Source organism: Halobellus sp. (genome assembly GCF_042218505.1).
GTDB lineage: Archaea > Halobacteriota > Halobacteria > Halobacteriales > Haloferacaceae > Haloquadratum.
Genome location: NZ_JBDGQZ010000017.1, coordinates 78,622 through 101,637 on the forward strand (window position 1 = coordinate 78,622; position 23,016 = coordinate 101,637).

Here is a 23,016-nt window from a genome sequence, read left to right on the forward strand (position 1 = left end):
AAGTGGACAAAAAGTATCCGAGGAATACGTAAATCGCTGTTTAATCTGTCGAGGCCGACCCGACGAGTTGCCGCGTCGCGTCGGTCAGCGCCGTGGCGGCCTGGCGCACGTCCGCGACGTCGACGTACTCGCGCTCGGCGTGTGCGACGGCACCCTGTTCGTCGGCGAGAACGCCCGGTCCGAAGACGACCACCGGCGCAGGCGCAAAGTACGACGCCTCCGTCGCGGCGGTAAACGGCCTGATGTCGCCGGAGCCACCGGCGCGCTCGGCCGCCGCAGCGAGCGTCCGAACGAGTTCGTGGTCGACGTCGGTCGAGAACGCCTCCAGGACGGGCGTCGGTCGGTCCGTAAGCGCGAAGTCGACGCCGACGGGTTCGGGGACGGCCTCGCGGACGGCCGCGTCGAGTTCGCTCCGGAATCCGCCTGCCGTCTCCGGCGGGACGCTCCGGCGGTCGAGGACGAGTTCGCACGCGGCGGGGACCTGATTCGTCGCCTCGCCGCCGGTCACGGTCGTCGGCGTCAGCGTCGCTCGGCCGAGTTGGGGGTGCGCCTCGCGACCGTCGTCGAACGTTCGAACGGCGGCGAGCGCGCCTTCGAGACCCGTGACGGCGTTGACGCCTGAGTCCGGTTCGGCGGCGTGAGCGGCCGTTCCGGAGAGTGTGAGCGTCCCCTGGAAGCGACCTTTCGCGGCGGTGCAGACGTCGAGTCCGGTCGGTTCGCCCACGACGTACAGATCAGCGTCGAAGTCGAGCGCGGCCGCGCCTGTCGAAAGCGCCTCCTCGTCGGGCGTCACTGCGAGTGTTACTCGCGCGTCGTCATCCGGGTCGACAGCGAAGAAGGCTGCCAAGATGGCAGCCAGTGGGCCCTTGGCGTCACAGGAGCCCCGGCCGCTGATGCGGACGAGTTGTCCGTCGACCTGCTGAATCTCGTAGGGGACGTGCGGTGAGACCGTGTCGATGTGGGTGTTGAACACGAGATGCGTCTCGGGGTCGCTTCCCGCGTTGGCGCCGGTCTTCGAGGAAATCGTGTTCCCAGCCTCGTCGACGTGGGCATCGACGCCGTGCGCGTCGAGCGTCTCGATCAGGAACCCGCGCATCGCTTCGACGCTCTCGTTCGAGGCGATCGGGACGGCGGCTTCGAGGAAGGCGATGGGATCGAACGCCGCGTCGTCGTCGGTGCGGGTGCCGTCGGGTTCGGACATCTACGCCGACCGGACGACGAGGTCGAGTTCGCCGACAAACTCGCGCTCCGCCGGGCCGGCGAGCGTCGTCGGGCCGTCGTCGGGCACCGTGATTCGGAGGTCACCGCCCGGCGGACTGACAGTCACCGACTCGGCCCCGTCGATGCGGCCGAGACGCCTTGCCACCGCGGCGACCGCCACCGCACCCGTCCCGCACGAACTCGTTTCCCCCTCGACGCCGCGCTCGTAGGTTCGCTGGCGGAAGTGGGGAGCATCGTCGTCGACGCGCGAGGCGAGCGTGACGTTCGCTCCCTGCGAAAAGACGTCGGCGTGGCGGACGGCGGGCGCGACGGCTTCGAGGTCGACCGCGTCCACGTCGTCGACGATGGCGACGGCGTGAGGGACGCCCGTGTTCACCGCCGTGACGGTGATGCCCTCGACGGGTTCCTCGATCAGTTGGGTGTCCCGCGAAAGGGGAAGGTAACTGGGACCGAACATCGGTTCGCCCATTTCGACGGTGACGAATTCGCCGTCGACGACCGCACGGCGCGTGCCGGCGGGCGTATCGATCATCAACTCGTCTGCCCCGGTTCGTTCTGCCGCCCACGCGGCGGCCACGCGCGCGCCGTTACCGCACATCGCAGCGACCGACCCGTCCGGCTGGACGAGGGTCATCACGACGCGCGGCGGGGAGTGATGTTCTTCGAGGTGCAAAAAGAGGACGCCGTCGGCACCGACCCGTGGTGAGTCGGCGTGGTCGACGCCGCCCTCCCGGTCGCAGTGGGCGGTCGCGAACGCGGGGCGGTCGGGGATCGATTCGTCAGCGTCGACGACGATGAAGTCGTTACCGGTGCCGTGGTACTTCTCGACTGGTACCTGGTCGTGCTGTGCAATCATTGCTCTAAGGAAGTGACGTCAGTCAGGGTCTCCCGCCGTCGGGCGAGTCGAACAGTCGTCTCCGAAAGGGCGACTTCCGCCGGCCGGGGTCGGGAGTTGTAGGTGTTAGACATCTCGTATCCGTACGCGCCTGCGTTGCCGATGGCGAGGACGTGTCCACGCTGAGGCCGCGGGAGCGATCGTTGTTCACACAGGACGTCTGCCGACTCACATATAGGTCCTGCTACTGTGACAGACGTAGATTCGGCGCTGGGCGCGGAAATATTCCGGATCGCGTGGTAGGCGTCGTACATCGCGGGGCGGAGCAGCGCCGTCATTCCGGCGTCGACGCCCACGACAGTCGCGTCGCGGGCCTGCTTGACCGTGTTGACTCGGGCGAGTAGCACGCCGGCGTCGGCGACGATGTAGCGACCGGGTTCGACCGCGAGGGTCGCCTCGACGTCACCAAGCGCCGCCCGCGTCGCGTCGGCCACATCGCCGAGATCGAGCGGCGGTTCGCTTTCCCGGTAAGGAACGCCAAAGCCGCCGCCGACGTCGACGAACGAAAGCGGGCCGACCCGGGATTCGACCTCCCGAGTGAGTTCGCCCATCCGGCGGACCAACTCACGGTGATCCGAGAGGTCTTCTCCGGAAATACCGCTCCCCGCGTGGGCGTGGACACCGACGAGGTCGAACTCGGCGTGCCACTGCTCGGAAAGATCGGCGACGCGCTCGATCGGGATCCCGAACTTCGCGTTCGCGCCCGTCTGAACCTTCTCGTGGTGCCCCGCACCGACGCCGGGATTCGCCCGGATGCACAGTCGGCCGTCGAAACTGCGGTCACGCAAGCGGTCGACGGTGTCAGCCGCGCCGACCGTGATCGTCAGGGCGGGGTGCTCCCGCCAGCGCTCGACGACGTAATCGAGGTCGCGAGCGGGCGGATTGACCGCTGTGTACTGGATTCGCTCGCCGGGGAATCCAGCGTCGAGAGCGCGCTGGACCTCGCCCGCGGAGGCGCACTCCGCGTCGAAACCGGCCTCGCGGACGGTCCGAAGCACCGACTGGCCCGCGTGGGCCTTCATCGCGTACTTGAGCGCGGCGTCAGGGAACGCCGAGCGGAGTCGCACGCAGTTTTCGGCTACTCGCTCGCCATCGACGACGTAGAGCGGCGTCTCGTACTCCTCGGCCAGTGCGAGGAGGTCCTCGCCGTCCCAGTCGGCGAGGCGTCTGACCGCCGGCCCCCCGTCGCCGACGTCGTTCATTCTCGGAGTGCCTCCTCACGACGGGTCTGATCGAGCGTATCGTCCTCGATGTCGAGCGCGACGACCGCGGGCTTGTACGCGCCGGACTCGAAGAGGTCGTGATCGCCGAGCGAGGACTCCACGTAGCGAGTGAACGCGCGCCGGTCAGACGGCAGGTGGCCGTAGATGACCTCCTCTTCGACGAGGTCGTACACCGGAATCCGGGGGCTGAGTAGCGTGTTCTCGCCGACGATCGTGTTCTCGCCGACGTGGAACCCGGACGTGACGCGACAGCCCGCGCCGAGAGAAACGCCGTCCTCGACGATGACCGGCGCATCCTCGACCGGTTCGAGGACGCCACCGATCAGCGTGTTCGCGCCGAGTTTGACGTTCTCGCCAAGTTGGGCGCAGGAGCCGACCGTGTCGCAGGAGTCGACGAGGGTGCCGTCACCGACGTGCGCGCCGACGTTGACGAACGACGGCGACATCATAATGCAGTCCGAGCCGAGGTACGCACCCCGGCGGATCGCAGTGCCGTCGGGCGTATTCCGCGTGCCGCGGCCGCCCAGATCGGTCGTCGAACGGAGCGGCAGGACATCGTAGTACGTGACGTCGCCGTACTCTCGTGGAAGTGTCTCGCGCAGGCTGAAGTTGAGCAGGATGCCGCGCTTGACCCACTCGTTGACCACCCAGCCGTCGGGGCCGCTGTCTCCGACCTGTTCTGCCGCCCGGACGTCGCCGGTCTCCAGGGCTTCGAGAAACGCGTTGAGCGTGGATTCTACGCCCGAACCCGCCGTTTCGGCTGAGACGCCGTCGTCCTGATAGCGCTGCCACAGATCTTCGATGTCGGATTCCAGACTCATTGGGATGCTCCGGTATCGCCTGCATCTCGGTCGGCGTCCAAGACTGCGTCGAAATCGTATCGGCCGGGGTCACGGCCGACGAGCCAGGTCGCGGCGTCGAGCGCCCCGGCGGCGAAGATCCCACGGGAACCCGCGCGGTGGGTCAGTTCGATGACCTCCTCGTTACCGGCCAGGATTATCTCGTGTTCGCCTGTGACGTCACCCGCGCGTCGGGCGTGAACGCCGATTTCGTCGCCCTCGCGCGGCTGGTCTCCCTCGCGGCCGTGGACCCGTTTGGCGTCGTCGCCGCGAGCCTCGTCGATGTCGTCGAGGATGGTGAGCGCGGTGCCAGAAGGGGCGTCGAGCTTGCCGTTGTGATGGGTTTCGGTCACTTCGATGTCGTATCCGGGGAGCGCCCCGACGGCCGAACGGACGGCCCTGCGTAGCGCCGCGACACCCCGTGAGAAGTTCGAGGCGCGGAGGAACGGCACCGATTCGGCGACCGCATCGAGCGTTGCCAGATCCGCGTCGTCGTAGCCCGTCGTGCCGACGACGACGGCGACGCCGTTGGTCGCCGCCGCGCGGAGGTACTCGACGCTCGCTTCGGGAACGGTGAAGTCCACGAGGACGTCGACGTCGTAGTCGGCGAGTGCGGCCTCGAGGTCGCTGTCGGCGACGACCGCGTCGGGGGCATTGGGGGCGTCACCGCTCGCGACTGCCTCGGGCGTTCGGCTGACAGCGAGAACGAACTCCGCGGCGTCGTCGTCGGCCGCGGCCGCGAGGAGTTCGCCACCCATCCGGCCGCTCGCGCCCGTGATCGCAACTCGGTGCCCGCCCATCAGACGGCCTCCGTCCGCTCGGGGTCGGCCGCCTCCTCGAGTGCTGTCAGGATCCGCTCCATCTCGGCGTAGTTGTCGTCTTCGAGGTCCGTCAGTGGCGAGCGGACCCGACTCGGGCCGTAGCCGCGGATCTCCATTGCGGCCTTGACCGGGATCGGGTTGGTCTCGACGAACAGGTGTCCGAACAGCGGCGACAGTTCGTAGTGGCGGTCACGGGCGCGGTCGAGGTCGCCCTCGATGGCGGCGTCGACGAGTTCGACGGTGCGTTCGGGTTCGATGTTGCCGGCGACGGAGATGACGCCGCGGCCGCCGAGCGTGCAGACCGGCAGCGTCAGCGCGTCGTCCCCCGAGAGAACCGCCAGATCCTCGTCGCGCGTTCGTTCGATCACTTCGGAGATCTGTGCGATGTCTCCGCTTGCGGCCTTGTACGCTCGGACGTTCTCGTGGCTGGCCAGCGCCTCGACCGTTTGGGGTTCGACGTTCTGGCCCGTTCGACTCGGAACGTTATAGACGACCTGCGGGAGATCGACCGCGTCGGCAATCGCCCGGAAATGCTCGCGAAGGCCCGCCTGCTCGGGCTTGTTGTAGTACGGTGAGATGAGAAGCAGGGCGTCAGCCCCGGCGTCCGCAGCGCGCTGTGAGAGGTCGAGCGCCTCGTGGGTCGAGTTCGACCCGGAACCCGCAACGACGGGCACGTCGTCGACGGCCTCGACGACTGTCTCGACGACTTCGATGTGTTCGTCGTGCGTCAGCGTCGCGCTCTCACCGGTCGAACCGGCGGGCACGAGGCCGGCGACGCCGGCGTCTTCAAGTCGTCGGGCGTCTTCTGCGAGCAGTTCGTGATCGATCGCTTCGTTCTCGTCGAACGGCGTGGTCATCGCGGGGAACACGCCGGTGAAGTCGATGTCTGTCATTGTTGGGTGTCTACTGTCGGTTGGGGATTGTCTCTGTCGTCATTCGAGCGTCGGTGCGCGCGCCGAGAAGCCGCCAGGGACGGGGATGCCACTCCCGCCCAGAGCGTTTAGCACGCGCGTTTTTTACCGCTGAAAAGAGCGCCACCCGTCGCTGTCTGCGGGGGCGACCCCGTGGAGGACGGCGTGGCGTGCATCACATCGAACTGATGAACGGCCGAAAATATATACGTTTCGCAGTCGCCCTGAGCGGATCGACCCGCAGTCGACCACTCTGGTAGAGAGGATAGTGACGCAGATTACCTGTCTGCGTCGAGTTCGTCGAAGAGAGCGGACACGCGCTCGCGGATCTCGTCGCGGATGCGCGCCACCTCGTCCGCCGGGCGTCCGTCCGGGTCGTCCAGCCCCCAGTCGCGATTCTCGCCGGCCCAGCCGGCGGGGCACACGTCATCCGCCGAACAGCCCATCGTGATGACGTAGTCGCTGCCCTGGATCTCGTCGAAGGTCACCTCGCGGGGCGTCCGATCGCTGACGTCGATCCCGACATCCGCCATCGAATCGACGACGACGTCGTGAACGTGGTCGGCGGGGCGCGTTCCACCGGTGACGAGTTCAAGATGATTCCCGAGGTCGCGCGCGTCGAGTTCCTGCCGGGCAAACGCGTGCGCCATCTGTGATCGACCGGCGTTCTGTACGCAAACGAATGCGATGCGGATCGAGTCGCCATCTGTTGTCTCTGTCATCGTGGGGTCAGTGCTCACTCCTACCGGGGACGCCGGGGGACATAGCAGTCCCGGTTGGCACAGGTCGTCGAAGGTGGGTGAGAGCGCAAGATACGAGCGCCACTTCAGGACCGGACATTCATGTATGATGCCGACCCCAGTAACGGTATGACAGAAATTCACCCGAGTCAGCGGGTGGCGATTCTCGCCGACGCACAGAACCTCTATCACACCGCACAGAGCCTCTACTCCCGAAACATCGACTACTCCGCGCTCTTGGAGAAGGGCGTTTCGGGACGGGAACTCACGCGAGCCATCGCGTACGTCGTCCGCGCGGACTCGCCGGAGGAGGAGAGTTTCTTCGACGCGCTCGTCGACATCGGCTTCGAGCCGAAGATCAAGGAGATCAAGACGTTCGGTGATGGCTCGAAGAAGGCCGACTGGGACGTCGGGATGAGTCTAGACGCCGTCACGCTCGCGAACCACGTCGACGCGGTCGTACTCTGTACCGGCGACGGCGACTTCTCTCGGCTGTGTTCGCACCTCCGCCACGAGGGTGTCCGCGTCGAAGTAATGGCGTTCGAAGAGTCGACGGCCGAAGAGCTGATTGAGGCATCCGACGCTTTCCTCGACCTCTCGGAGCGCGAGGAGACGTTCCTGCTGTGAGGGCGCGATCGATTGCGTCAGGAGAACCGAGTCACGAGGACGGCAGCGCCCGTCCGGACGACAGAGAGCGCCGCAAGTCCTGTCCCGATGATAGCCACTGCAGCGACAGTCAGGGCCAGCGTACTGTTGACGCCCGTCTCGAACAAGAGCCCACTGCTAGTGAAAAGGAGGAATACACCGAGCGCCACCAGACGCGCGTTAGCGATCATACTCGTCCCGCAGGCCGCGCCGGTATATATGGGTTTACGACTCGATCGGCTGCGGTACTGACTCTCATACCGAGAGCCGGGACCGGGAAGGTCTTGCCGCTCGGCCCGGGAGCGTGGATATGAGCGAAGCCGACGCAGAGACCCTCGAAGAACTCCGAACAGTTGCGAACTACCAGTTCGGGGCGGGGGCGGGTGAGGCGTTGTTTCCCACCGGCGACGACGAGCGGGTGACCGTCCACCGATCGACGAGCGGCCGGCCGCGACAACTCGTCGTCGAGAATGGCCGTGTGGTCTCCTACGGCACGGACGGGCGCTTCACGCTCGGTATCGCCGGCGGCCAGCGACTCGTCGACGCGCTCGACCGTCCGGCGGCCCGGGTCGTCGTCGGCGCGGAGAGCGAACCGTTCGTTCGCGACGGGAAGAACACCTTCGCAAAGTTCGTCCGCGACGTCGACCCCGTGGTCAGGCCGGGCGACGAAGTCGCGGTCGTCCGCGAGGACGACACCGTCCTCGCAGTCGGTCGAGCGGAGCTCTCGGCGGATGCGATGCGTGACTTCGAGGCCGGGATGGCGGTCAGCGTGCGCGAGGGTGCCGGCGTCGACGACGACGCCGAACCGTAGCCGCGCTCTGTCAGAGCCCCAGCGCGGTGAGTACCGGCACGCCCGCGGCGAGTGCGCCTACGAGATACCCGCCGATCGCACCGCCGTTCAGGAGCGGCAGCCCGGCGTGCGCGCGGCCCTTCAGCACCAGCCACAGGAGCGTGAAGAGCCCCGCGAAGGTCCCGACCATCGCCGTCAGCGCGGGGAGGTTCAGCGCCGGGAGGCCGGGCACGCCGAGCGACGGGGCGAGCGACGACGGAACGAAGAACGCCGCGCTGGCGATCATCACGGTCGGCATCACGGCGTCTCCAAGACCGATGAAGAAGGCGTCCCGAACGCTGCTGTCGTCAGGGGCATCGGTCGCGTCCTGCGCCGCAGCCGATTCGTTCTCGGTCGCGCCGTCGGCTGGTGCGTCCTCGGCGGTCGTATCGTCGTCGTGCGCTTGCACGGTTGCGTCGTCCTCGAGCGGATCTTCAGCCGCGTTATCGCCGGGCGCTTCCGCAGTTGCGTCCTCGACCGCGTCTCCAGCAGTCGCATCGTCGGGGGCGTCGTCGCCTGACGTATCGTCGATAGCGTCGGCCGTCGACTCCGCGAGCGAGTACGAAAGGGAGGTCGGGACGACGAGGACGACCGGGAGGTTCAGATCCATCACGCCCGACGCCAGATCGAGCATATGTTCGGTCCCGTAGACGCTGATCGCGTCGTAGACAGCCAAGACGGCGAGGAGGAGAATCGCGGGCAACAGCCCGAAACTGATCCCGAACAGTCCGGCCGCGCCCGCGCCCATCAACACCCCCGCGGCGTCGATGACGTACCACTCCGGATGGATCACCAAGAGCACGGCGAGCGCGACAGAGGCCGCAATGGCGGCCAGCGGCGGTACCAGCACCGAGAAGACGTACCAGGCCAGCGACGCGGCCGCGAGCACGACGAACCCCCGGACGGCCCAGTCGAGGTCGAATTTGAACGCCGCGAGCATCAGGGCCGTGGCGACGAGGATCGCCCCGATGTAGACGAGACTGTTCGTGGGATCGGATGGATCCTCGACGGTCTGATACCCCTGGTCGTAGAACGTCGGAACCAGCGCGAGCGCACCGAGTTGGACGAGGAGGAACAGCAGCGCGGCGAACCCGACGGCCGCGGCGACGCGTCTTCGCATACGGCCGGAGTTGCCCCCGACGCACTATGTGGATTGCGCTTCGGGAGTGATGAAGTCGGCGTCTGTCCCCGACCGGGTCCGCACGTTCTGAATGACCAGTTTGACGCCGTCGGGATACGAGGAGTCGAGACAGACGGACCATCCGTGGACGCGACAGAGGGTCTGGATCGTCGGAAGAAAGAGCCCCGTCTCGGCGTTCGGGACCGCCTCGCCGTACTCGAACGCCCGGTCGGCGTGCTCGGCCGGGATCGGTTCGCCATTACAGACCACCTCGACCGTCTCGGGTCCGACGTCCACCGACAGTTCCGAAGCGTCCGTCGCGGCCGCAAACCCGAGGCAGTTCGAGAACAGTTTGATCAGCCGTGACTCGTCGGCCGCGACTTCCCGGTCGCCGTGGACCGTGAGCGCGGGCCCGGATGCGTCGAGCCGCTCGTCGGCGATCTCGGCAACGACGACGGGATCGACGAACTCCGTGGAATCGACGGTCTGTCCGTATCGCGCGAGCGTCGTGAGATCGGCGACGATACGGTCCATCCGGCCGAGAGACTCTCTCGCCGTCGCACAAGCTTCTCGCGTCTCGATCGGGGTGGCGACGGACATCCCATCCGACACCAGGTCGAGATACCCCTGCGCAATCGAGAGCGTGTTTCGGAGTTCGTGCGTGATCGCCTCCGCGAAGTCGTCGAACTGCTCGTTCTGCCGCTGGAGTTCCCGGCGCTGTCGTTCGACCTCGGTCACGTCAGTGCAGATCAGGACTTCGCCCGCGCGCTCCGGCCCGTCTCCGATCGGCGAGGTTTCGAGCAGGTAGTACCGGGTGTGGACTTCGTCCTCAACCGCGATGATGTCCTCGTCGTTGTCGAGGGCCGCGGCGAACGACGGACAGACTTCGCTGAGCGGGCTTCCGACGGCGTCAGCGAGTTCTGGGAACGTCACGGCCGCAGCCTCGTTGACGTCGCGGACGATGCGGTCGTCCGTGATCAGCACCACCGCGTCGTCGAGCGCCTCGATGACGCGGTTCCGCCAGAACTGCGGCACAGCGACGAACTGGTCGTCGATGACGAACAGGGCGCCCACAGCGAAGACCGCGACGCCCAGCGGTTCGTAATTGAATTTGATGAATAGACCGACCTCGGTGTACGCGAGGATGTCGAAGGCCACGGGAATCGCGGTAACCCCGACCAGGCCTCCGAGCAGTCGAGTGTCCAGATACGACTCCGTGAAGGTCTCATAGAGCATATAGAAGCCGACGGCGGTGAGCGCATAGGCCAGTCCCGTCAGCACCCAGTGAATCGGCGAGGGGTCGATCGACAGGTGAGCGAACGGGGTCGTCGAGAACGTGGTCGTGAAATACAGCGAGTGAACGGGGTTCGTGAGTTTTAGCCCGGCGACGGAGAGATAGAGAGCGAGTACAGATTGACGAAAGAGTGGTCGGCGATGGTAGTCGTGGCCCGTGTAAGCCGAACAGAAGTAGAGCCACGCACCCACGCTTGCGAAACCGACGAGCAGTCCAATCATATACAGTGAGATTTTCAGTCCGTCGGTGGGCGCGACCAATCGAAGCGCGTGCGTTGCGGCCCACACCCCGCTACAGAGCAACAGCCCTGTCAGCCCTATCCGCGTCTCGGTGTCTGTAAACTGCCGTACTCGCGGGACGGCCGCGAGACATGCAAGCGCCGCGACGCCAAACGCGGCGATGTGGAGAACCCGCAGGGGCAGTGTCACAGTTGGCCGATTGGAGCAGAGTTATATAAATTACGGCTCGCAATTCGACAGTTTGATAATTAGACTATCAGGGGAATTACAAGACGTGGATCCGCGGCCGAAATCTGTCTCGATCAGCGCGCGTAAAGTCGTTGACCGACGAGCGACGCCGCACGCACTTCCTGCTCGGGCGTGACAGCGACGTACGGGCGCGACATCGGGCCGAACACGTCGACGACGCGGCCGATTGTCGAGAGTGATTCGTCGACGGCCGCAACGCCGATCTCCGGACGGTCGTCGTCCTCACAGCGGACGATGAGGAGGTTCTGCGCCGTGCGGGTGACGGTTCCGAGACGCCGCATCGTCAGTCTCGCAGGATGCCGACGTACGCGGCGATTGCCTGCACCAGGTCGTTCTTCGTCGAGTCCTCCGCGCCCTTCACGAGGACGCGGCCCCGCGCCTCCCACTCGCGGGGGTGCGTCACGTCACGCTCGATGACGGCGTCGTACCCGATCTGCTGAACCGCCTGGGCAATCTCGTCCACGGTGGGATCGTCGACGGCGTCGTCGAGCGGGACGCGCCGGCCGTCCTCACGCGAGACCGACCCGTCGATGTAGCGCGGCCAGATGACGTTCTCCACAGCCATAGTCCAACGACCGCGGCGCGTCCGTAATACGGTTGTGGTCCGGTGCCGTCGGGTGACTCCCCGGTCCGGATGGCAACGAGCGGGAGGCTTTATCGGCGCGACTGTCCACAGGTTAGGTATGGATCCGGACCTCGCCACACTCGATGAGTATCTGGCGGCCGTCGGGTGCGACGGCTACCTCGTCGACGCCCCGGGATCGAACGCCACGCAGCGCTATCTCTCGGGGTTCGACGCGCCCGACCCGTTCGTGACGCTCTACACGCCCGACTCGACCGCAGTCCTGGTTTCTGCGCTGGAATACGGTCGCGCGAAGACCGAAAGCCGCGCTGACGACGTATCGCGGCTGGCAAACTACGACTACCGCTCGCTCGCGGCCGAACACGGCAGGAGCGAGGCGAAGGCGCGCGTCGTCGAGACCTGGCTGGCGGATCGGGACGTCGACGCCGTCGCGACGACCGAACGGTTCCCGCTCGGGTCCGCCGATCAACTCCGAGAGCGGGGTGTCGCAGTCGAACCCGAGACCGACGACGTAGTGACGAAGATCCGCGCGCTAAAGACGCAATCGGAGATCGAGTGGATCCGCGACACCCAGCGCGCCAACGAGGCGGCGATGGCAGCCGCGAACGACCTCCTGGCAACGGCGACCGTCCGGCGCGCCGCCACTGTCGACGATATCGAAACCGATGGCGATCCAAGGGGTGACGTGCTGGTCCACGACGGCGAGATCCTGACGAGCGAGCGCGTGAAGCAGGAGATCGAGGTAACACTGCTCCGCAACGGGTGCGCACTCGACGAGACGATCGTCGCCTGCGGTGCCGCCGCCGCGGATCCGCACGACCGGGGCAGCGGGCCGCTTCGGCCCGACGAGCCGATTATCATCGACATATTCCCCCGATCAAAGACGACACGGTACCACGCGGATATGACTCGGACGTTCGTCAAGGGCGAACCGACGGAGACGGTTCGTCAGTGGTTCGAGTTGACGCAAGCGGCGATGGACGCGGCGTTCGATGTCCTCGGACCCGACGCGACGGGACGCGCCGTCCACGACGCGGTCTGCGACGTCTACGAGGACGCCGGGTGGCCGACGCTGCGCTCGGACTCGACAACGGAGACGGGGTTCATCCACTCGACCGGCCACGGGGTCGGTCTCGAGATCCACGAACTGCCGCGGCTATCGCCGGACGGCGGCGAACTCAGACCGGGGCACGTGGTGACCGTCGAACCCGGACTGTACGACCCGGCAGTCGGCGGGATGCGGCTCGAGGATCTGGTCGTCGTAACAGAAGACGGCTATGAGAACCTGACCGACTATCCGTTCGATTTGACTGTCTGAGGTCAACTCGGGGATTCGCCGGCGCTTCCCACGCCGGTAGACGTTCGGTTCTGCACGTCGCGGTACTCCCGGAGGAGTGATTCCAGGCCGCCGGCGGTTTCGGGGGTGAGGACGCCTGCTGCCCGGCGGACGACGTAGTCGTCTTCAAGAAGGAACGTGTGGATCGTCTGGTCCCCAAGGATGCCGAGTTGCCGCTGGAACGCCTGTTTGTTCACCGAGAGGAATACGGTGTTCTCGTGGAGTCGGTGACTGGCGTTCGCCGGTGACATCCCCCCCTTCGACATCGGTGGGAGCATTCCCCCCTCGCGTCCGACAACCAGTTCGTGATACTCGAAGTGCTCGAACTCTTCACGGAGTTCGTCGGCAAATTCGCGCCACGACGAAACGAGCGATCGTTGTCGCAAGTGAAAGCTGACTACGACAAGCGTCTGCTCGCCGTCGAGATCCGTGGGTAGCGTCACTCGCCGGCCGTGCTTGTCGGAGCCTGACGTTGTGGGAAACTTCATTCGGTTGGTGCTTCTACATCCATCGGTGGTGGCCGTTCGGGGTTGAACGGTGCCAAGCACTGCAGGTGTGTGCGACACGGCGCCTTCGACAACCACTGGGGCCAACTGATCGCTCATCATCACACTGATGCAGGTTCGTTCCCCCCAAGAGCAACTTGTTCGATTATCCGACTTAAACGTATGGCCTCGAAAATCACATCTGATAACGTAGCTCAGTAATCGCGTCACCGAACTCCTTTTGATTGCGGCGGCGCGTAGTCCGCGGCAATGGAGGTACTCGTCGTCGGGGCCGGCGGAATGGGGCGCTGGGCTGGCGAAACGCTCGCAGCGTCGTTCAGCGTCGCCTTCGCCGACCGCGACCCCGACGCTTCCGACGCGGCCGCAGCGGCGCTCGGTGAGCGCGCGCGCGCCGTGAGTCTCGACACCACAGAACGATTCGAGGCGGTCTGTCTCGCGGTCCCGATCAGCGCCGTCGGCGGGGCAATCGAGGCCCACGCGGCGCGGGCCGAACGGGCGATGCTCGACGTCACCGGTGTGATGGTCGAACCGGTCACAGAGATGCGTGCTCGCCTCACCGACCGCGAGCGCGTGAGTCTGCACCCGCTTTTCGCGCCGGCGAACGCACCGGGGAACGTCGCCGCTGTCGTCGACGCGCGGGGACCGGTCACCGACCGGGCGCTGGAGACCATCGCCGACGCCGGAAACGACGTGTTCGAGACCCAACCTGAAGCGCACGACGCGGCGATGGAGACAGTGCAGGCCGGAGCGCACACGGCCATTCTCGCGTACGCGCTCGCTGCGCGCGATGTGCGCGAAGAGTTTGCAACGCCGGTCTCACAGCGCCTGGACGAACTTGTCGATACGGTGACCGGCGGGACCCCACGGGTCTATCGCGAGATCCAGGAGTCGTTCGAGGGAGCCGACGCCGTCGCCGAGGCCGCGCGCCGCGTCGCTGACGCCGATGGCGACGCGTTCGAGGAACTGTACGCCGAGGCGGGTTTGCCGGGCGATCCACCAGGAGCGGTTCGGAGCGGAGCAGAGAGTGATGCCAACGACGAGGAGTCAAGACAGTGATCGACCGCGACGCCGTCCGCGCGAACGCGAAGTATCTCAGAAACGTTCGTCCGATCGATCCCGAGGAGATCCACGAGTATATCGAGGGGACGCCACATCCGGCAGTTGTCCGGGAGACGCTTCGCGAGGAGGCGTTCGATCTCGGACTCAGAGAGCGCGAGGACGGGACGTTCGTCCTCGCGAGCGACGACCCGGCACCGCAACCGGGGTGGAATCCGACTACGTTCCCGGAGTCTTACGCGTTCGCGCTCGAAGACCTGCTCATCGAGCGGTACGGAGCCAACTGGCACCGCGGCGAGACCGGCGACCGATTGCGAACGGTGATCCGCCAGTTCAAAGAGGAGTACTATCAGGGGACCCCCGTCAAATACGACGCAGTCGCCGCACTGGGCTACGCGATGTATCACCTCCCGGATTACTACGCCGCAATCGGATACGTCCTCGACGACCTCACGGAGCGCGAGCAACTTCCCCGCACGCTGCGCGTGCTCGACGTCGGCGCGGGGGCCGGCGGCCCGGCACTGGGCATACACGATTATCTGCCCGCGGACGCCGTCGTCGACTACCACGCCGTCGAGCCGTCGGCGGCGGCCGACGTCCTCGAGCGGATGCTGACCGAGACGGGACAGAACTTCCGGACGACGATCCACCACGAGACGGCGGAGGCGTTCGACCCCGACGAGACGTACGATCTGGTGCTGTTCGCGAACGTCCTGAGCGAACTCGAAGACCCGGAAGCAGTCGCGGCGCGCTATCTCGACGCCGTCGCGGACAACGGCTCGTTCGTCGCATTAGCGCCCGCGGACCGCAACACCAGCACCCAGTTGCGCGACGTCGAGCGCGCGCTGGCCCCGACCGACGCGGAGGTGTCGGTATACGCGCCCACGCTCCGACTGTGGCCGGACGAGGCGCCGTCGGATCGCGGCTGGTCGTTCGACCGGCGAGACGAGGTCGCGGCCCCGCCGTTTCAGCGTCGGCTCGACGAGGCCGGCGACCCGTCACCGTCCCCCGACGACGGGGACGCTCGCGCAGGAGCGTCCGCGGACAGATCCGAGCGCACGCCCGGTGACGGGACCTTCCGGAACGAGACGGTCCAGTTCTCCTACGCGATTCTCCGGCCCGACGGAATGCGTCGCGCAGACGTCCGCGCCAGTCCCGACCGCCACGCCAGGATGGCCGAGATGGAGCGACACGTCACGAACCGGATCGACCTGCTCGCGGTCAAGCTGAGCCGCGACCTCACGGCGGAGGCGGACGCGAACCCGCTGTTCAAGATCTCCGACGGGAGCGAGGGAACCGAACACTACGCCGTTTCCACGATGGCAGACCCGCTGAACGAGACTCTGCTGACCGCCGACTACGGCGACGTACTGGCCGTCGAGAACGTGCTGTGTCTCTGGAACGATGACGAGGGAGCGTACAATCTCGTCGTCGACGACGAGACGTTCGTCGAGTTCGTCGCGTGAGTCTGGCTGGAGAAGTCGTCGGGCGAACACCGAACCGCACGCTCGCCAGCGGTACACATTTCCCCACGCCGGCGTAGGTAGCGGTATGAGCGACACCCTCTCGCTGCTCCTCACGAACGACGACGGCATCGACGCCGTCGGATTTCGGGCGCTGTACGACGCGCTCTCTAAAATCGCCGACGTGACTGCCGTCGCCCCCGCCGACGATCAGAGCGCCGTCGGCCGGAAACTCTCGAGCGACGTCACCGTCCGCCAACACGACCTCGGCTACGCCATCGAAGGCACGCCCGCCGACTGCGTCGTGGCCGGACTGGAATCGCTCCGGCCGGACGTCGACGCGGTCGTCGCCGGCTGCAACAAGGGCGCGAACCTCGGCGCGTACGTCCTCGGCCGCTCGGGGACGGTCAGCGCGGCGGTGGAAGCCGCGTTTTTCGACGTGCCATCGATCGCCGTGTCGCTGTACGTTCCCGGCGGTGGGGAGACGCCGTGGCACGAGCAGGCGACTGATTCGACGGACTTCCAGGAGGCAGCCCGCGCGACGACGTATCTGGTCGAGCACGCGCTCGGCGCGGGCGTCTTCGAGCAGGCCGAGTATCTGAACGTCAACGCACCGATGCACGACGGCGAGCCCGCACCGATCGAGATCACGCGACCGTCGACGCTCTATGAGATGACCGCCGATCACGACGGCAACGGGACCGTCACGCTCCACGACCGCATCTGGGACAAGATGCGCAGCGGTGCTCTCCCCGATCCGGAAGGCACCGATCGGCGCGCAGTGGTCGATGGGAAAGTCTCGGTATCACCGCTGACAGCGCCGCACACGACGGAGCGACACGAAGCGCTCGACGCGCTCGCGGAGACGTATCTGGATGCGGTCTGAGCGGCCCGGAGTGAGTCACTCGGTCAGGACGGCGACGAAGCGGAGTCGCCGGTAGTCGATCGTCCACGTTCCATCGTCGTACAGGTCGTCGCGGAGTCGGTCTTCGACGGCGGCGACAACCGAGTCGCGGTCGTCGTCGGGAACTGACCCGAACAGGCGGTCGCCGAACATCTCCAGCCAGGCGGCCAATCCGTTCGCCCCGTCGTCGAGTTCCGTCGGCCGGTCGAACAGTCGGGCGTAACGGACCTCGAAGCCGTGCGCTTCGAGCGTGCTCGCGTGTTCGCCGACGGTCGGGAAGTACCAGGGCTCACTCGGCGGGTCGTACTCCCGCGCGTCGATTTCGGCGCTGAGCGCGTTCACGATGGTGCCCACGTTGCCGCTGCCGCCGAGTTCCGCCACAAAGCGACCACCCGGGCGGAGCACGTCGGTGACTGCGTCCAGCACGGCGTCTTGCTCGTCGATCCAGTGCAGCGCCGCGTTCGAGAAGACGGCGTCGAACGGCGCTCTCTCGCCGAACGTCGCGAGATCGACGTGCCGGGCGTCCGCGCGGACGAAGTTGATCTCCGGGTGTGCCTCCCGAGCCGTCTCGATCATCTCCGCCGATTGGTCGAGGCCGACCACGTCAGCGCCCATCTCCTCGATTCGGGCGGTCAGGTGGCCGGTACCGCACCCGAGGTCGAGGACCCGCTCGCCCGGGGCCGGATCGAGGAGGGCGACCACGTTAGAACCGTACTCGTAGACGAACGAGTGCGAGTCGTCGTAGGCGGCTGAGTCCCAGTTGTTCGCTGTCTCGTCGGTCATTATCGGGCGTTGCGCCCGCCGGGGCATAAATCGATCCGGACGACGCGCGACAGAAGGGAAACGCTCTTTTCGGGTACGGACGGATATCAGCCATATGAGCGACGGGGACGAGGAGACGACCGCCGATTCTGACGCGGCGGCGTCGGACGAGTCGACAGACGCGACGCCCGAGACCCTCACCGAGCGCCTCGACGACCTCGAGGCCGAACTGGAGGCCGCCGAGACGGAGGCTGATCTTGACGACGTCGAGGCCGGCCTCGACGACACCGAATCCACGCTTGAGGAGGCGAACCTCCCGGAGTCGGCTGCGGACGACGAGGACGCTGAGGATCCGCAGGCCGACATCGAGACCCGGATCTCCGACCTTCGGGGTAATCTCGAAACCCAGCGCGGCCCGTACGCGAGCGACGTAACCGATGAGATCGACTCGGCGCGCTCGAAACTGACCGAGACACGCTGGACGGCCCAGGGCGAGTCCGAGGTCGCCGACGCCGTCGAGGCGTTCGCTGACGCGGTCGGCGAGTCCCTCGACGAGACGGTCGGGGCCGACAGTGACTCTGAAGAGGGTGTCGACGTGGACGCCCTGGATACGGTGCTCGAAACCGTCGCCGGGGCCGTCGCGGACGCCGGCCTCGACGCCGACGAGGACGCCGAGACCATCGCGTCGCTGCTGGAGGCGACCGACGAACTCGAATCCGGGCTGGAAGACGCCCAGGAGTGGGACGACCTCGAGACGAACGAGCAGTTGATGGCAGAGGGCTTCTACGACGTCCTCGGACACTACAAGGATTTCCCGCCGGAACTGTCGGCGCTCAAAGAGTGGGAGAGTCGAGGCCGCGTGGATATGGTGCTGCTCGCGAAGGACAGCCTCCAGTCGGAGTTTATGCAGGATCACTGTATGGACACGCTCGTCCGGATGGCCGACCCCGAGGCGTTCGAAGAGATGCACCAACTTGCACAGCGACGCGACAAGAAGGCGATCAAGGCGCTCGGTCGGATGGGCTCGGATGCTGAAGGGGCCGTCGAGACGCTCGTCGAGTATGTCGACACCGATTCGGACCCCGTGCTCCAGAAGGCGACGTTCCGTGCGCTGGGGGAAATCGGTTCGACGGAGGCCACGCAGGCACTCGCGAACAAACTGGAGATGGACAACGACACCGTCCGACCGTACGCCGCCCGTGCGCTCGGTCTCATCGGTGACACGCGCGCCATCGAGCCACTCTCGGATAGACTGGCGAACGACGGAACTGACGAGGTCCGCGCGGCCGCCGCCTGGGCCCTTCGTCAGATCGGCACGGAAGCCGCCCTGGAAGCCGCCGCCGAGTACACTGACGAGCGCTCGTTCCTCGTCCAGCACGAAGCGGAACTCGCCGCCGACGCCCTTGACGACACCGACACGAAAGCGCCGACGGCGTAGCCGACGTCTCCTCACGCGAATTTAAGTAGGATCGGGCGGCCAAGCCTGCTGTGCCCGCACGAGCGTCCCGGTCAGACGAGCCCTCGACCCCCAGCGGCGACCACTTGATCTCTCGGTCGGCGGCCGTCCAACTGATTCTCGTCGGAGCGCTCCTCGTGAGCGTCGGCGTCGTCCCGGTTTCGGTCGTCGCCACGCCGGAGGCGGCCCACCCGACACAGAGTTCACAGGCGGCAGAAACGGCGAACGCCAGCACCCCGCGGATCGCGGTCGTCTTCCCGGATCCGATCGCGGCCAATGACAGCGGTGAGTACGTCGTCGTCGAGACCGCGGGCGCTCCGAATCTAACCCTCGAAGACGGCGAATCCATCGTCAAGGTGCCAGCCGACGGTCGAGCGGCGCTCTCGTCGTCGCCGAACGCAACGCGGGCACTCGTCGAGGGCCGCGTCACCAGCCCTGGACTCGATCTCTCGAACGCTGGCGAGCGCCTGGTACTTCGCCAGGGTGGCGTTGTCGTGGACCGAGTTCACTACGCCCGGGCCCGCGAGGGAAAACGGCTGAACGCGACGACAGACCGCTGGACGCCTCGTGGGTTGCAGCCACGGAGGGTCGTCTCGACCGGGGCGGCGACCGCCACGGCGTTCGTCCTCCCGGACGCACCACAGGTCGCCATCGAAACGCTCCGAAGCGCGGAGACGCGGATTCTCCTCGCGGGGTACACGTTTGCATCGTCTCGGATGACGGACGCGCTTCTCGCGGCGAACCGACGGGGCGTCAGCGTCCGCGTCCTCCTCGAAGGCGGGCCGATCGGCGGGATGACGACCGCACAGCGAGCGCAACTTGACCGACTCGTCGCGGGCGGGGTCGAAGTCCGGGTGATCGACGGACCACACGCCCGGTTCACCTACCACCACGCGAAGTACGCAGTCGTCGACGACCAGGCGCTGGTTCTGACGGAGAACTGGAAACCTGCAGGAACCGGCGGCCACGACAGTCGTGGCTGGGGGGTGCGCGTTGACTCGACGACGACTGCCGCGGAGCTGGCCGACGTGTTCGCCCACGACGCCAACTGGATGGACGCGGTGCCGTGGCGTGCGGCCCGGCGGAACGCCACCTTCGTCGAGGCGGGGCCGGCCTCGGGGTCGTACGACAGCGATTTCGATCCGGCACGCGTCGAAATCGAACGCATCAGGCTCCTCACTGCCCCGGAGAACGCCGGAACGGCCGTCCGACAAACCATCCACGAGGCCGACAACCGAGTTTGGGTGCTCTCACCGCGGTTGGACGCCGAGGGTCCGTACTTCGCCTCGCTGGTCGACGCCGCCAGACGCGGCGTTCGGGTCCGGATCCTGCTCTCGAACGCCTGGTACGACGCGGAATCGAACCGCGCAGTGGTCGAGCGAACTGCCACGCTTCGCGAGCGCGGGGTTCCGATCGAGGCCCGGATCGCGCGGCCCGTCGGACGGTTCGGGAAGGTCCACGCGAAGGGCGCGATCGTCGACGGCGACACGGTGCTGATCGGCAGCCTCAACTGGAACCAGGGAGCCGAGCGGCGAAACCGTGAGGTCGTGCTCGCGCTCTCCGGGTCCGAACCGGCGGCCTACTACGGGCAGACGTTCGACGCCGACTGGAACCGGGCCGGCGAGTCGGCGGGGCCGGTCCGGAGTATCACAGACCGTCGGGTGCAGGTGACGATGGTTCTCGGTGCGCTCGCAGCGCTGATGCTCGCGGGGGTCGTCCTGCGGCAGGTGATAGAATTCGAATGAGCCGAAATCGGCCAGCGACTATGCCCGGCCGCGCGGGGGGAGCGGTCGTCTCAGACCTCGGTATCGACGACGGCCTGCGAGGAGAGTTCCTCGTCGAGTTCGGCACCGGCCATCTTGTCGACGAGGCTGTCGATGACTTCCTCCCGCATTCCTTTCACGAACTTGATCGAGCCGACGACGAGGTGGCCGCCGCCGGAGACGCCGCCGCCGACGACCTCCTCGTTCAGCTCCTCGACCATCCGGGGGATGTCGAGACGGACGCCGTCGGAGCGGAGAACGGCGAAGTCCGGACCGTACCCAATGGTGATGACCGCCTCGCCGTGCTCTGTGACCTTCCGGTCGTGGAGTTTGCCCGTGGTCTTGCCCGGCGTGGGGTAAGTGAACCGGTGAGCCCACTCGTCGAGGTCGACCGTGTAGAGGTGGGCGTCGGAGTCGAGTCGCTCGTGTTCGAGATGGGGCGCGGCGGCGTCCATCTGCCGCTCGACGTCGCGCTCGGCCCGAGTCGCGAGGAACTCGACGAGTTCCCGGTGGCGCTCCTCGTCGTCACAACCGACGTTGAGGACGTCGTTCACGAGGGACTGGCCGTCGTTGTAGCGCAGCCAGTGGGCCGCGTAGTCGAGCGCTTCGCCGACGTCGAGGAGGCGGTCGCGGTCGTACCCCTCGTCCTCGGCGAGCGCGATGAAGTCCTTCATCGCGGTGGCCTTCGACCGGTCGGCGAGACCGGCGACCGCCGGGACGTGCCGGAGATCCGCGGTGAGGTCGGGATCGATCATCCGCGCGAGTTCGACGCACATCATCCCGGTCGTGATCCGGTAGTCCTCGTCGTAGAGGTACGGATTGACGTGGGCGTCGAGTAGGTCCTCGACGGCCCTGGGGTCGGGGTGGTGGTGGTCGACGACAGCGATCGGCACGTCGTAGTGCGCGAGGTTCTCGTAGGCCGGCACGTCCTCCTCGGTCGATCCGTTGTCGAGCATCAGGAGGAAGGGGAGTCGCTGGCCGTGCCGCGACCGGCCCTCCAGCGCGAAGTTGAGATCGCGCGTGACGTCCTCCATCTCGTAGTACGGGGCCTTCGAGGGAAGACGCTTGATCAGGTGCCGGGGTGCGTCGGCGTCGTCGTGGACGGACTCGATGAAGTTCTCCAGCGCCAGCTGCACCGGCACAGAGGCGCACATTCCGTCGCCGTCGGCGTGGTGTCGGACCCGGATCGGCCGCCCCTCGAGGACGGTCCGTCGGAGCAGGTGCGCCAGATCACGGAGATCGTCCCGGAGTTTCTCGAAGGCGGGCCACTCGACGAGCGGTTCGACGTCATCGGGTTCCGCACGATGTTCGAACGCCTCGTCGAGGCGCTCGCGGGCCTCCGCCATCGCCTCGTCTTCGAGTCGCGTCATCGAATCGACTTCGAGTTGGAGCGCACCCTCGTGAGACTCGACGGTGCCGCCGATCCGAACGACGTCATCGAGGTCGATCGACGGGAAGGCACGGACCCCCGCCTCGCGGAAGGCCGCGGCGGAGACGATGCCGGTCTCATCGGCGATCCGGAAGACGGTCGGGCCGCCGGTCTGTTTGATCTGTGCGACCTGGCCCTCGATGTGGACTTCCTCGCCCGCGGACAACCCGGCGATCGGCGTCAGGTCGGGTTCGTGATCGACGACGATCGTCTGGTATGAGGACTCGCGGAAGACGTCGAAGGCGAGGTCGCCGTTCTCCTTGATCTCTTCGAGGGTCACGGTCAGCCGATCGCCGACTTCGTAGGAGCGATCGAGGTTGGATTCGTGGACTAACCCCGAGACTTCGTCGGAGATATCGACGAAGATACCGTACTCGACGACGCCGTTGACGACGGCGTGATAGCGGTCACCTTCGGAGATCTCTTCGAGCGTGCAGTTCGGTGCGAGATCGTAGACGACAGGACGCGAGTCGCCCTCCGAATTCGAAGCGGACTCGCCGCCGGAATCCCCGGCGTTATCGACAGTCATAGTGTACGGAAGTGGCGGCCAGCGGTTAAGACTTTACAATCCGACTCCATCAAGGGTCACAGACGCGATGAGCGTTCCGGGAATTGGCCCACAGAATTCGGTGCACTCCGCGGCGGCGCAGTCGGCTACGACCCGAACGATCGGAACGCTTAGAAGGCGACGAACCTCAGTCCCGCGTATGCGATTCTTCCGGTCGAGCGAGA

23 protein-coding genes are annotated in these 23,016 nt (G+C 66.5%); 8 read left to right on the forward strand and 15 right to left on the reverse strand.

Annotation, left to right across the window (positions count from 1 at the left end; genetic code table 11):
• Positions 1-40: 40 nt before the first annotated feature.
• From ABEI27_RS05240 to ABEI27_RS05270, 7 genes are all read right to left on the reverse strand, one after another.
• Positions 41-1,201, reverse strand: a complete 1,161-nt coding sequence (locus ABEI27_RS05240) for a M20 family metallopeptidase (RefSeq protein WP_375798353.1) — start codon at positions 1,199-1,201, stop codon at positions 41-43.
• Positions 1,202-2,077, reverse strand: a complete 876-nt coding sequence (dapF, locus tag ABEI27_RS05245) for a diaminopimelate epimerase (RefSeq protein WP_375798354.1) — start codon at positions 2,075-2,077, stop codon at positions 1,202-1,204.
• Positions 2,074-3,318, reverse strand: coding sequence for a diaminopimelate decarboxylase (gene lysA / locus ABEI27_RS05250; RefSeq protein ID WP_375798355.1), 1,245 nt, complete (start codon positions 3,316-3,318; stop codon positions 2,074-2,076). The genes dapF and lysA overlap by 4 nt, the downstream gene beginning before the upstream one ends.
• The gene (locus ABEI27_RS05255; protein ID WP_375798356.1) at positions 3,315-4,160 is read right to left on the reverse strand and encodes a 2,3,4,5-tetrahydropyridine-2,6-dicarboxylate N-succinyltransferase; all 846 of its coding nucleotides are present in this window, start codon (positions 4,158-4,160) and stop codon (positions 3,315-3,317) included. Before ABEI27_RS05255 ends, lysA begins: the two co-directional genes overlap by 4 nt.
• Entirely contained in the window at positions 4,157-4,978 is an 822-nt protein-coding gene (dapB, locus tag ABEI27_RS05260) for a 4-hydroxy-tetrahydrodipicolinate reductase (RefSeq protein WP_375798357.1), read from the reverse strand. Before dapB ends, ABEI27_RS05255 begins: the two co-directional genes overlap by 4 nt.
• Complete coding sequence (dapA, locus tag ABEI27_RS05265; protein ID WP_375798358.1) at positions 4,978-5,892, reverse strand: 4-hydroxy-tetrahydrodipicolinate synthase; 915 nt, start codon at positions 5,890-5,892, stop codon at positions 4,978-4,980. Before dapA ends, dapB begins: the two co-directional genes overlap by 1 nt.
• Positions 5,893-6,188: 296 nt before the next feature.
• A complete protein-coding gene (locus ABEI27_RS05270) occupies positions 6,189-6,632 on the reverse strand; it encodes a low molecular weight phosphatase family protein (RefSeq protein WP_375798359.1) in 444 nt (147 codons plus the stop codon).
• A gap of 147 nt (positions 6,633-6,779) precedes the next feature.
• Between ABEI27_RS05270 and ABEI27_RS05275 the strand changes: the two genes are divergently transcribed.
• A complete protein-coding gene (locus tag ABEI27_RS05275; RefSeq protein ID WP_375798360.1) occupies positions 6,780-7,277 on the forward strand; it encodes an NYN domain-containing protein in 498 nt (165 codons plus the stop codon).
• Positions 7,278-7,294: 17 nt separating this feature from the next.
• Here ABEI27_RS05275 and ABEI27_RS05280 read toward each other — a convergent pair whose 3' ends face one another.
• Positions 7,295-7,486 carry a hypothetical protein gene (locus ABEI27_RS05280; RefSeq protein ID WP_375798361.1) on the reverse strand — a complete coding sequence of 64 codons (192 nt, stop codon included), beginning with the start codon at positions 7,484-7,486 and terminating at the stop codon, positions 7,295-7,297.
• 119 nt (positions 7,487-7,605) lie between these two features.
• Between ABEI27_RS05280 and ABEI27_RS05285 the strand changes: the two genes are divergently transcribed.
• On the forward strand, positions 7,606-8,106 hold the full coding sequence (locus ABEI27_RS05285; RefSeq protein ID WP_375798362.1) for a PUA domain-containing protein: 501 nt from the start codon (positions 7,606-7,608) through the stop codon (positions 8,104-8,106).
• Positions 8,107-8,116: 10 nt separating this feature from the next.
• On the opposite strand, the gene ABEI27_RS05290 is transcribed toward ABEI27_RS05285, so the two are convergent.
• The 4 genes from ABEI27_RS05290 to srp19 all read right to left on the reverse strand — a co-directional run bounded on the left by ABEI27_RS05290 (position 8,117) and on the right by srp19 (position 11,591).
• On the reverse strand, positions 8,117-9,244 hold the full coding sequence (locus tag ABEI27_RS05290; RefSeq protein WP_375798363.1) for a presenilin family intramembrane aspartyl protease PSH: 1,128 nt from the start codon (positions 9,242-9,244) through the stop codon (positions 8,117-8,119).
• 24 nt (positions 9,245-9,268) lie between these two features.
• Complete coding sequence (locus ABEI27_RS05295) at positions 9,269-10,966, reverse strand: histidine kinase N-terminal 7TM domain-containing protein (RefSeq protein ID WP_375798364.1); 1,698 nt, start codon at positions 10,964-10,966, stop codon at positions 9,269-9,271.
• 113 nt (positions 10,967-11,079) lie between these two features.
• Positions 11,080-11,307, reverse strand: a complete 228-nt coding sequence (locus tag ABEI27_RS05300; RefSeq protein ID WP_375798365.1) for an H/ACA ribonucleoprotein complex subunit GAR1 — start codon at positions 11,305-11,307, stop codon at positions 11,080-11,082.
• 2 nt (positions 11,308-11,309) lie between these two features.
• The gene (gene srp19, locus ABEI27_RS05305) at positions 11,310-11,591 is read right to left on the reverse strand and encodes a signal recognition particle subunit SRP19 (protein ID WP_375798366.1); all 282 of its coding nucleotides are present in this window, start codon (positions 11,589-11,591) and stop codon (positions 11,310-11,312) included.
• A 118-nt stretch (positions 11,592-11,709) separates the two neighbouring features.
• Between srp19 and ABEI27_RS05310 the strand changes: the two genes are divergently transcribed.
• Positions 11,710-12,927, forward strand: coding sequence for a M24 family metallopeptidase (locus ABEI27_RS05310; protein ID WP_375798367.1), 1,218 nt, complete (start codon positions 11,710-11,712; stop codon positions 12,925-12,927).
• Positions 12,928-12,929: 2 nt separating this feature from the next.
• Here the strand turns inward: ABEI27_RS05310 and ABEI27_RS05315 are convergent, their stop codons facing one another.
• Positions 12,930-13,433 carry a hypothetical protein gene (locus tag ABEI27_RS05315; protein ID WP_375798368.1) on the reverse strand — a complete coding sequence of 168 codons (504 nt, stop codon included), beginning with the start codon at positions 13,431-13,433 and terminating at the stop codon, positions 12,930-12,932.
• A 267-nt stretch (positions 13,434-13,700) separates the two neighbouring features.
• On the opposite strand from ABEI27_RS05315, the gene ABEI27_RS05320 reads away from it, so the two are divergent.
• The 3 genes from ABEI27_RS05320 to surE all read left to right on the forward strand — a co-directional run bounded on the left by ABEI27_RS05320 (position 13,701) and on the right by surE (position 16,856).
• The gene (locus ABEI27_RS05320) at positions 13,701-14,507 is read left to right on the forward strand and encodes a prephenate dehydrogenase/arogenate dehydrogenase family protein (RefSeq protein WP_375798369.1); all 807 of its coding nucleotides are present in this window, start codon (positions 13,701-13,703) and stop codon (positions 14,505-14,507) included.
• Complete coding sequence (locus ABEI27_RS05325; RefSeq protein WP_375798370.1) at positions 14,504-15,973, forward strand: small ribosomal subunit Rsm22 family protein; 1,470 nt, start codon at positions 14,504-14,506, stop codon at positions 15,971-15,973. The genes ABEI27_RS05320 and ABEI27_RS05325 overlap by 4 nt, the downstream gene beginning before the upstream one ends.
• Before the next feature lie 85 nt (positions 15,974-16,058).
• Entirely contained in the window at positions 16,059-16,856 is a 798-nt protein-coding gene (gene surE / locus ABEI27_RS05330; protein WP_375798371.1) for a 5'/3'-nucleotidase SurE, read from the forward strand.
• A 15-nt stretch (positions 16,857-16,871) separates the two neighbouring features.
• Here surE and ABEI27_RS05335 read toward each other — a convergent pair whose 3' ends face one another.
• Positions 16,872-17,657, reverse strand: a complete 786-nt coding sequence (locus ABEI27_RS05335; protein WP_375798372.1) for a class I SAM-dependent methyltransferase — start codon at positions 17,655-17,657, stop codon at positions 16,872-16,874.
• Positions 17,658-17,751: 94 nt separating this feature from the next.
• Here ABEI27_RS05335 and ABEI27_RS05340 point away from each other — a divergent pair, with 94 nt between their 5' ends.
• On the forward strand, positions 17,752-19,074 hold the full coding sequence (locus ABEI27_RS05340) for a HEAT repeat domain-containing protein (RefSeq protein ID WP_375798373.1): 1,323 nt from the start codon (positions 17,752-17,754) through the stop codon (positions 19,072-19,074).
• A 50-nt stretch (positions 19,075-19,124) separates the two neighbouring features.
• Positions 19,125-20,837: a phospholipase D-like domain-containing protein gene (locus ABEI27_RS05345; RefSeq protein WP_375798374.1), complete on the forward strand. Its 1,713-nt coding sequence runs from the start codon at positions 19,125-19,127 to the stop codon at positions 20,835-20,837.
• 50 nt (positions 20,838-20,887) lie between these two features.
• Here the strand turns inward: ABEI27_RS05345 and ABEI27_RS05350 are convergent, their stop codons facing one another.
• Entirely contained in the window at positions 20,888-22,813 is a 1,926-nt protein-coding gene (locus ABEI27_RS05350; RefSeq protein ID WP_375798375.1) for a DHH family phosphoesterase, read from the reverse strand.
• Positions 22,814-23,016: the final 203 nt, after the last annotated feature.

What these genes read in the sequence shown, in the direction of transcription:
- ABEI27_RS05335 (WP_375798372.1), bottom strand. Translation starts at nt 17,657, where the DNA reads ATGACCGACGAGACAGCGAACAACTGGGACTCAGCCGCCTACGACGAC.
- ABEI27_RS05290 (WP_375798363.1), bottom strand. Translation starts at nt 9,244, where the DNA reads ATGCGAAGACGCGTCGCCGCGGCCGTCGGGTTCGCCGCGCTGCTGTTC.
- ABEI27_RS05320 (WP_375798369.1), top strand. Translation starts at nt 13,701, where the DNA reads ATGGAGGTACTCGTCGTCGGGGCCGGCGGAATGGGGCGCTGGGCTGGC.
- ABEI27_RS05280 (WP_375798361.1), bottom strand. Translation starts at nt 7,486, where the DNA reads ATGATCGCTAACGCGCGTCTGGTGGCGCTCGGTGTATTCCTCCTTTTC.
- lysA (WP_375798355.1), bottom strand. Translation starts at nt 3,318, where the DNA reads ATGAACGACGTCGGCGACGGGGGGCCGGCGGTCAGACGCCTCGCCGAC.
- ABEI27_RS05340 (WP_375798373.1), top strand. Translation starts at nt 17,752, where the DNA reads ATGAGCGACGGGGACGAGGAGACGACCGCCGATTCTGACGCGGCGGCG.
- ABEI27_RS05240 (WP_375798353.1), bottom strand. Translation starts at nt 1,201, where the DNA reads ATGTCCGAACCCGACGGCACCCGCACCGACGACGACGCGGCGTTCGAT.
- dapF (WP_375798354.1), bottom strand. Translation starts at nt 2,077, where the DNA reads ATGATTGCACAGCACGACCAGGTACCAGTCGAGAAGTACCACGGCACC.
- ABEI27_RS05300 (WP_375798365.1), bottom strand. Translation starts at nt 11,307, where the DNA reads ATGCGGCGTCTCGGAACCGTCACCCGCACGGCGCAGAACCTCCTCATC.
- ABEI27_RS05315 (WP_375798368.1), bottom strand. Translation starts at nt 13,433, where the DNA reads ATGAAGTTTCCCACAACGTCAGGCTCCGACAAGCACGGCCGGCGAGTG.
- ABEI27_RS05285 (WP_375798362.1), top strand. Translation starts at nt 7,606, where the DNA reads ATGAGCGAAGCCGACGCAGAGACCCTCGAAGAACTCCGAACAGTTGCG.
- dapA (WP_375798358.1), bottom strand. Translation starts at nt 5,892, where the DNA reads ATGACAGACATCGACTTCACCGGCGTGTTCCCCGCGATGACCACGCCG.
- ABEI27_RS05270 (WP_375798359.1), bottom strand. Translation starts at nt 6,632, where the DNA reads ATGACAGAGACAACAGATGGCGACTCGATCCGCATCGCATTCGTTTGC.
- ABEI27_RS05350 (WP_375798375.1), bottom strand. Translation starts at nt 22,813, where the DNA reads ATGACTGTCGATAACGCCGGGGATTCCGGCGGCGAGTCCGCTTCGAAT.
- dapB (WP_375798357.1), bottom strand. Translation starts at nt 4,978, where the DNA reads ATGGGCGGGCACCGAGTTGCGATCACGGGCGCGAGCGGCCGGATGGGT.
- ABEI27_RS05255 (WP_375798356.1), bottom strand. Translation starts at nt 4,160, where the DNA reads ATGAGTCTGGAATCCGACATCGAAGATCTGTGGCAGCGCTATCAGGAC.
- ABEI27_RS05310 (WP_375798367.1), top strand. Translation starts at nt 11,710, where the DNA reads ATGGATCCGGACCTCGCCACACTCGATGAGTATCTGGCGGCCGTCGGG.
- ABEI27_RS05275 (WP_375798360.1), top strand. Translation starts at nt 6,780, where the DNA reads ATGACAGAAATTCACCCGAGTCAGCGGGTGGCGATTCTCGCCGACGCA.
- srp19 (WP_375798366.1), bottom strand. Translation starts at nt 11,591, where the DNA reads ATGGCTGTGGAGAACGTCATCTGGCCGCGCTACATCGACGGGTCGGTC.
- surE (WP_375798371.1), top strand. Translation starts at nt 16,059, where the DNA reads ATGAGCGACACCCTCTCGCTGCTCCTCACGAACGACGACGGCATCGAC.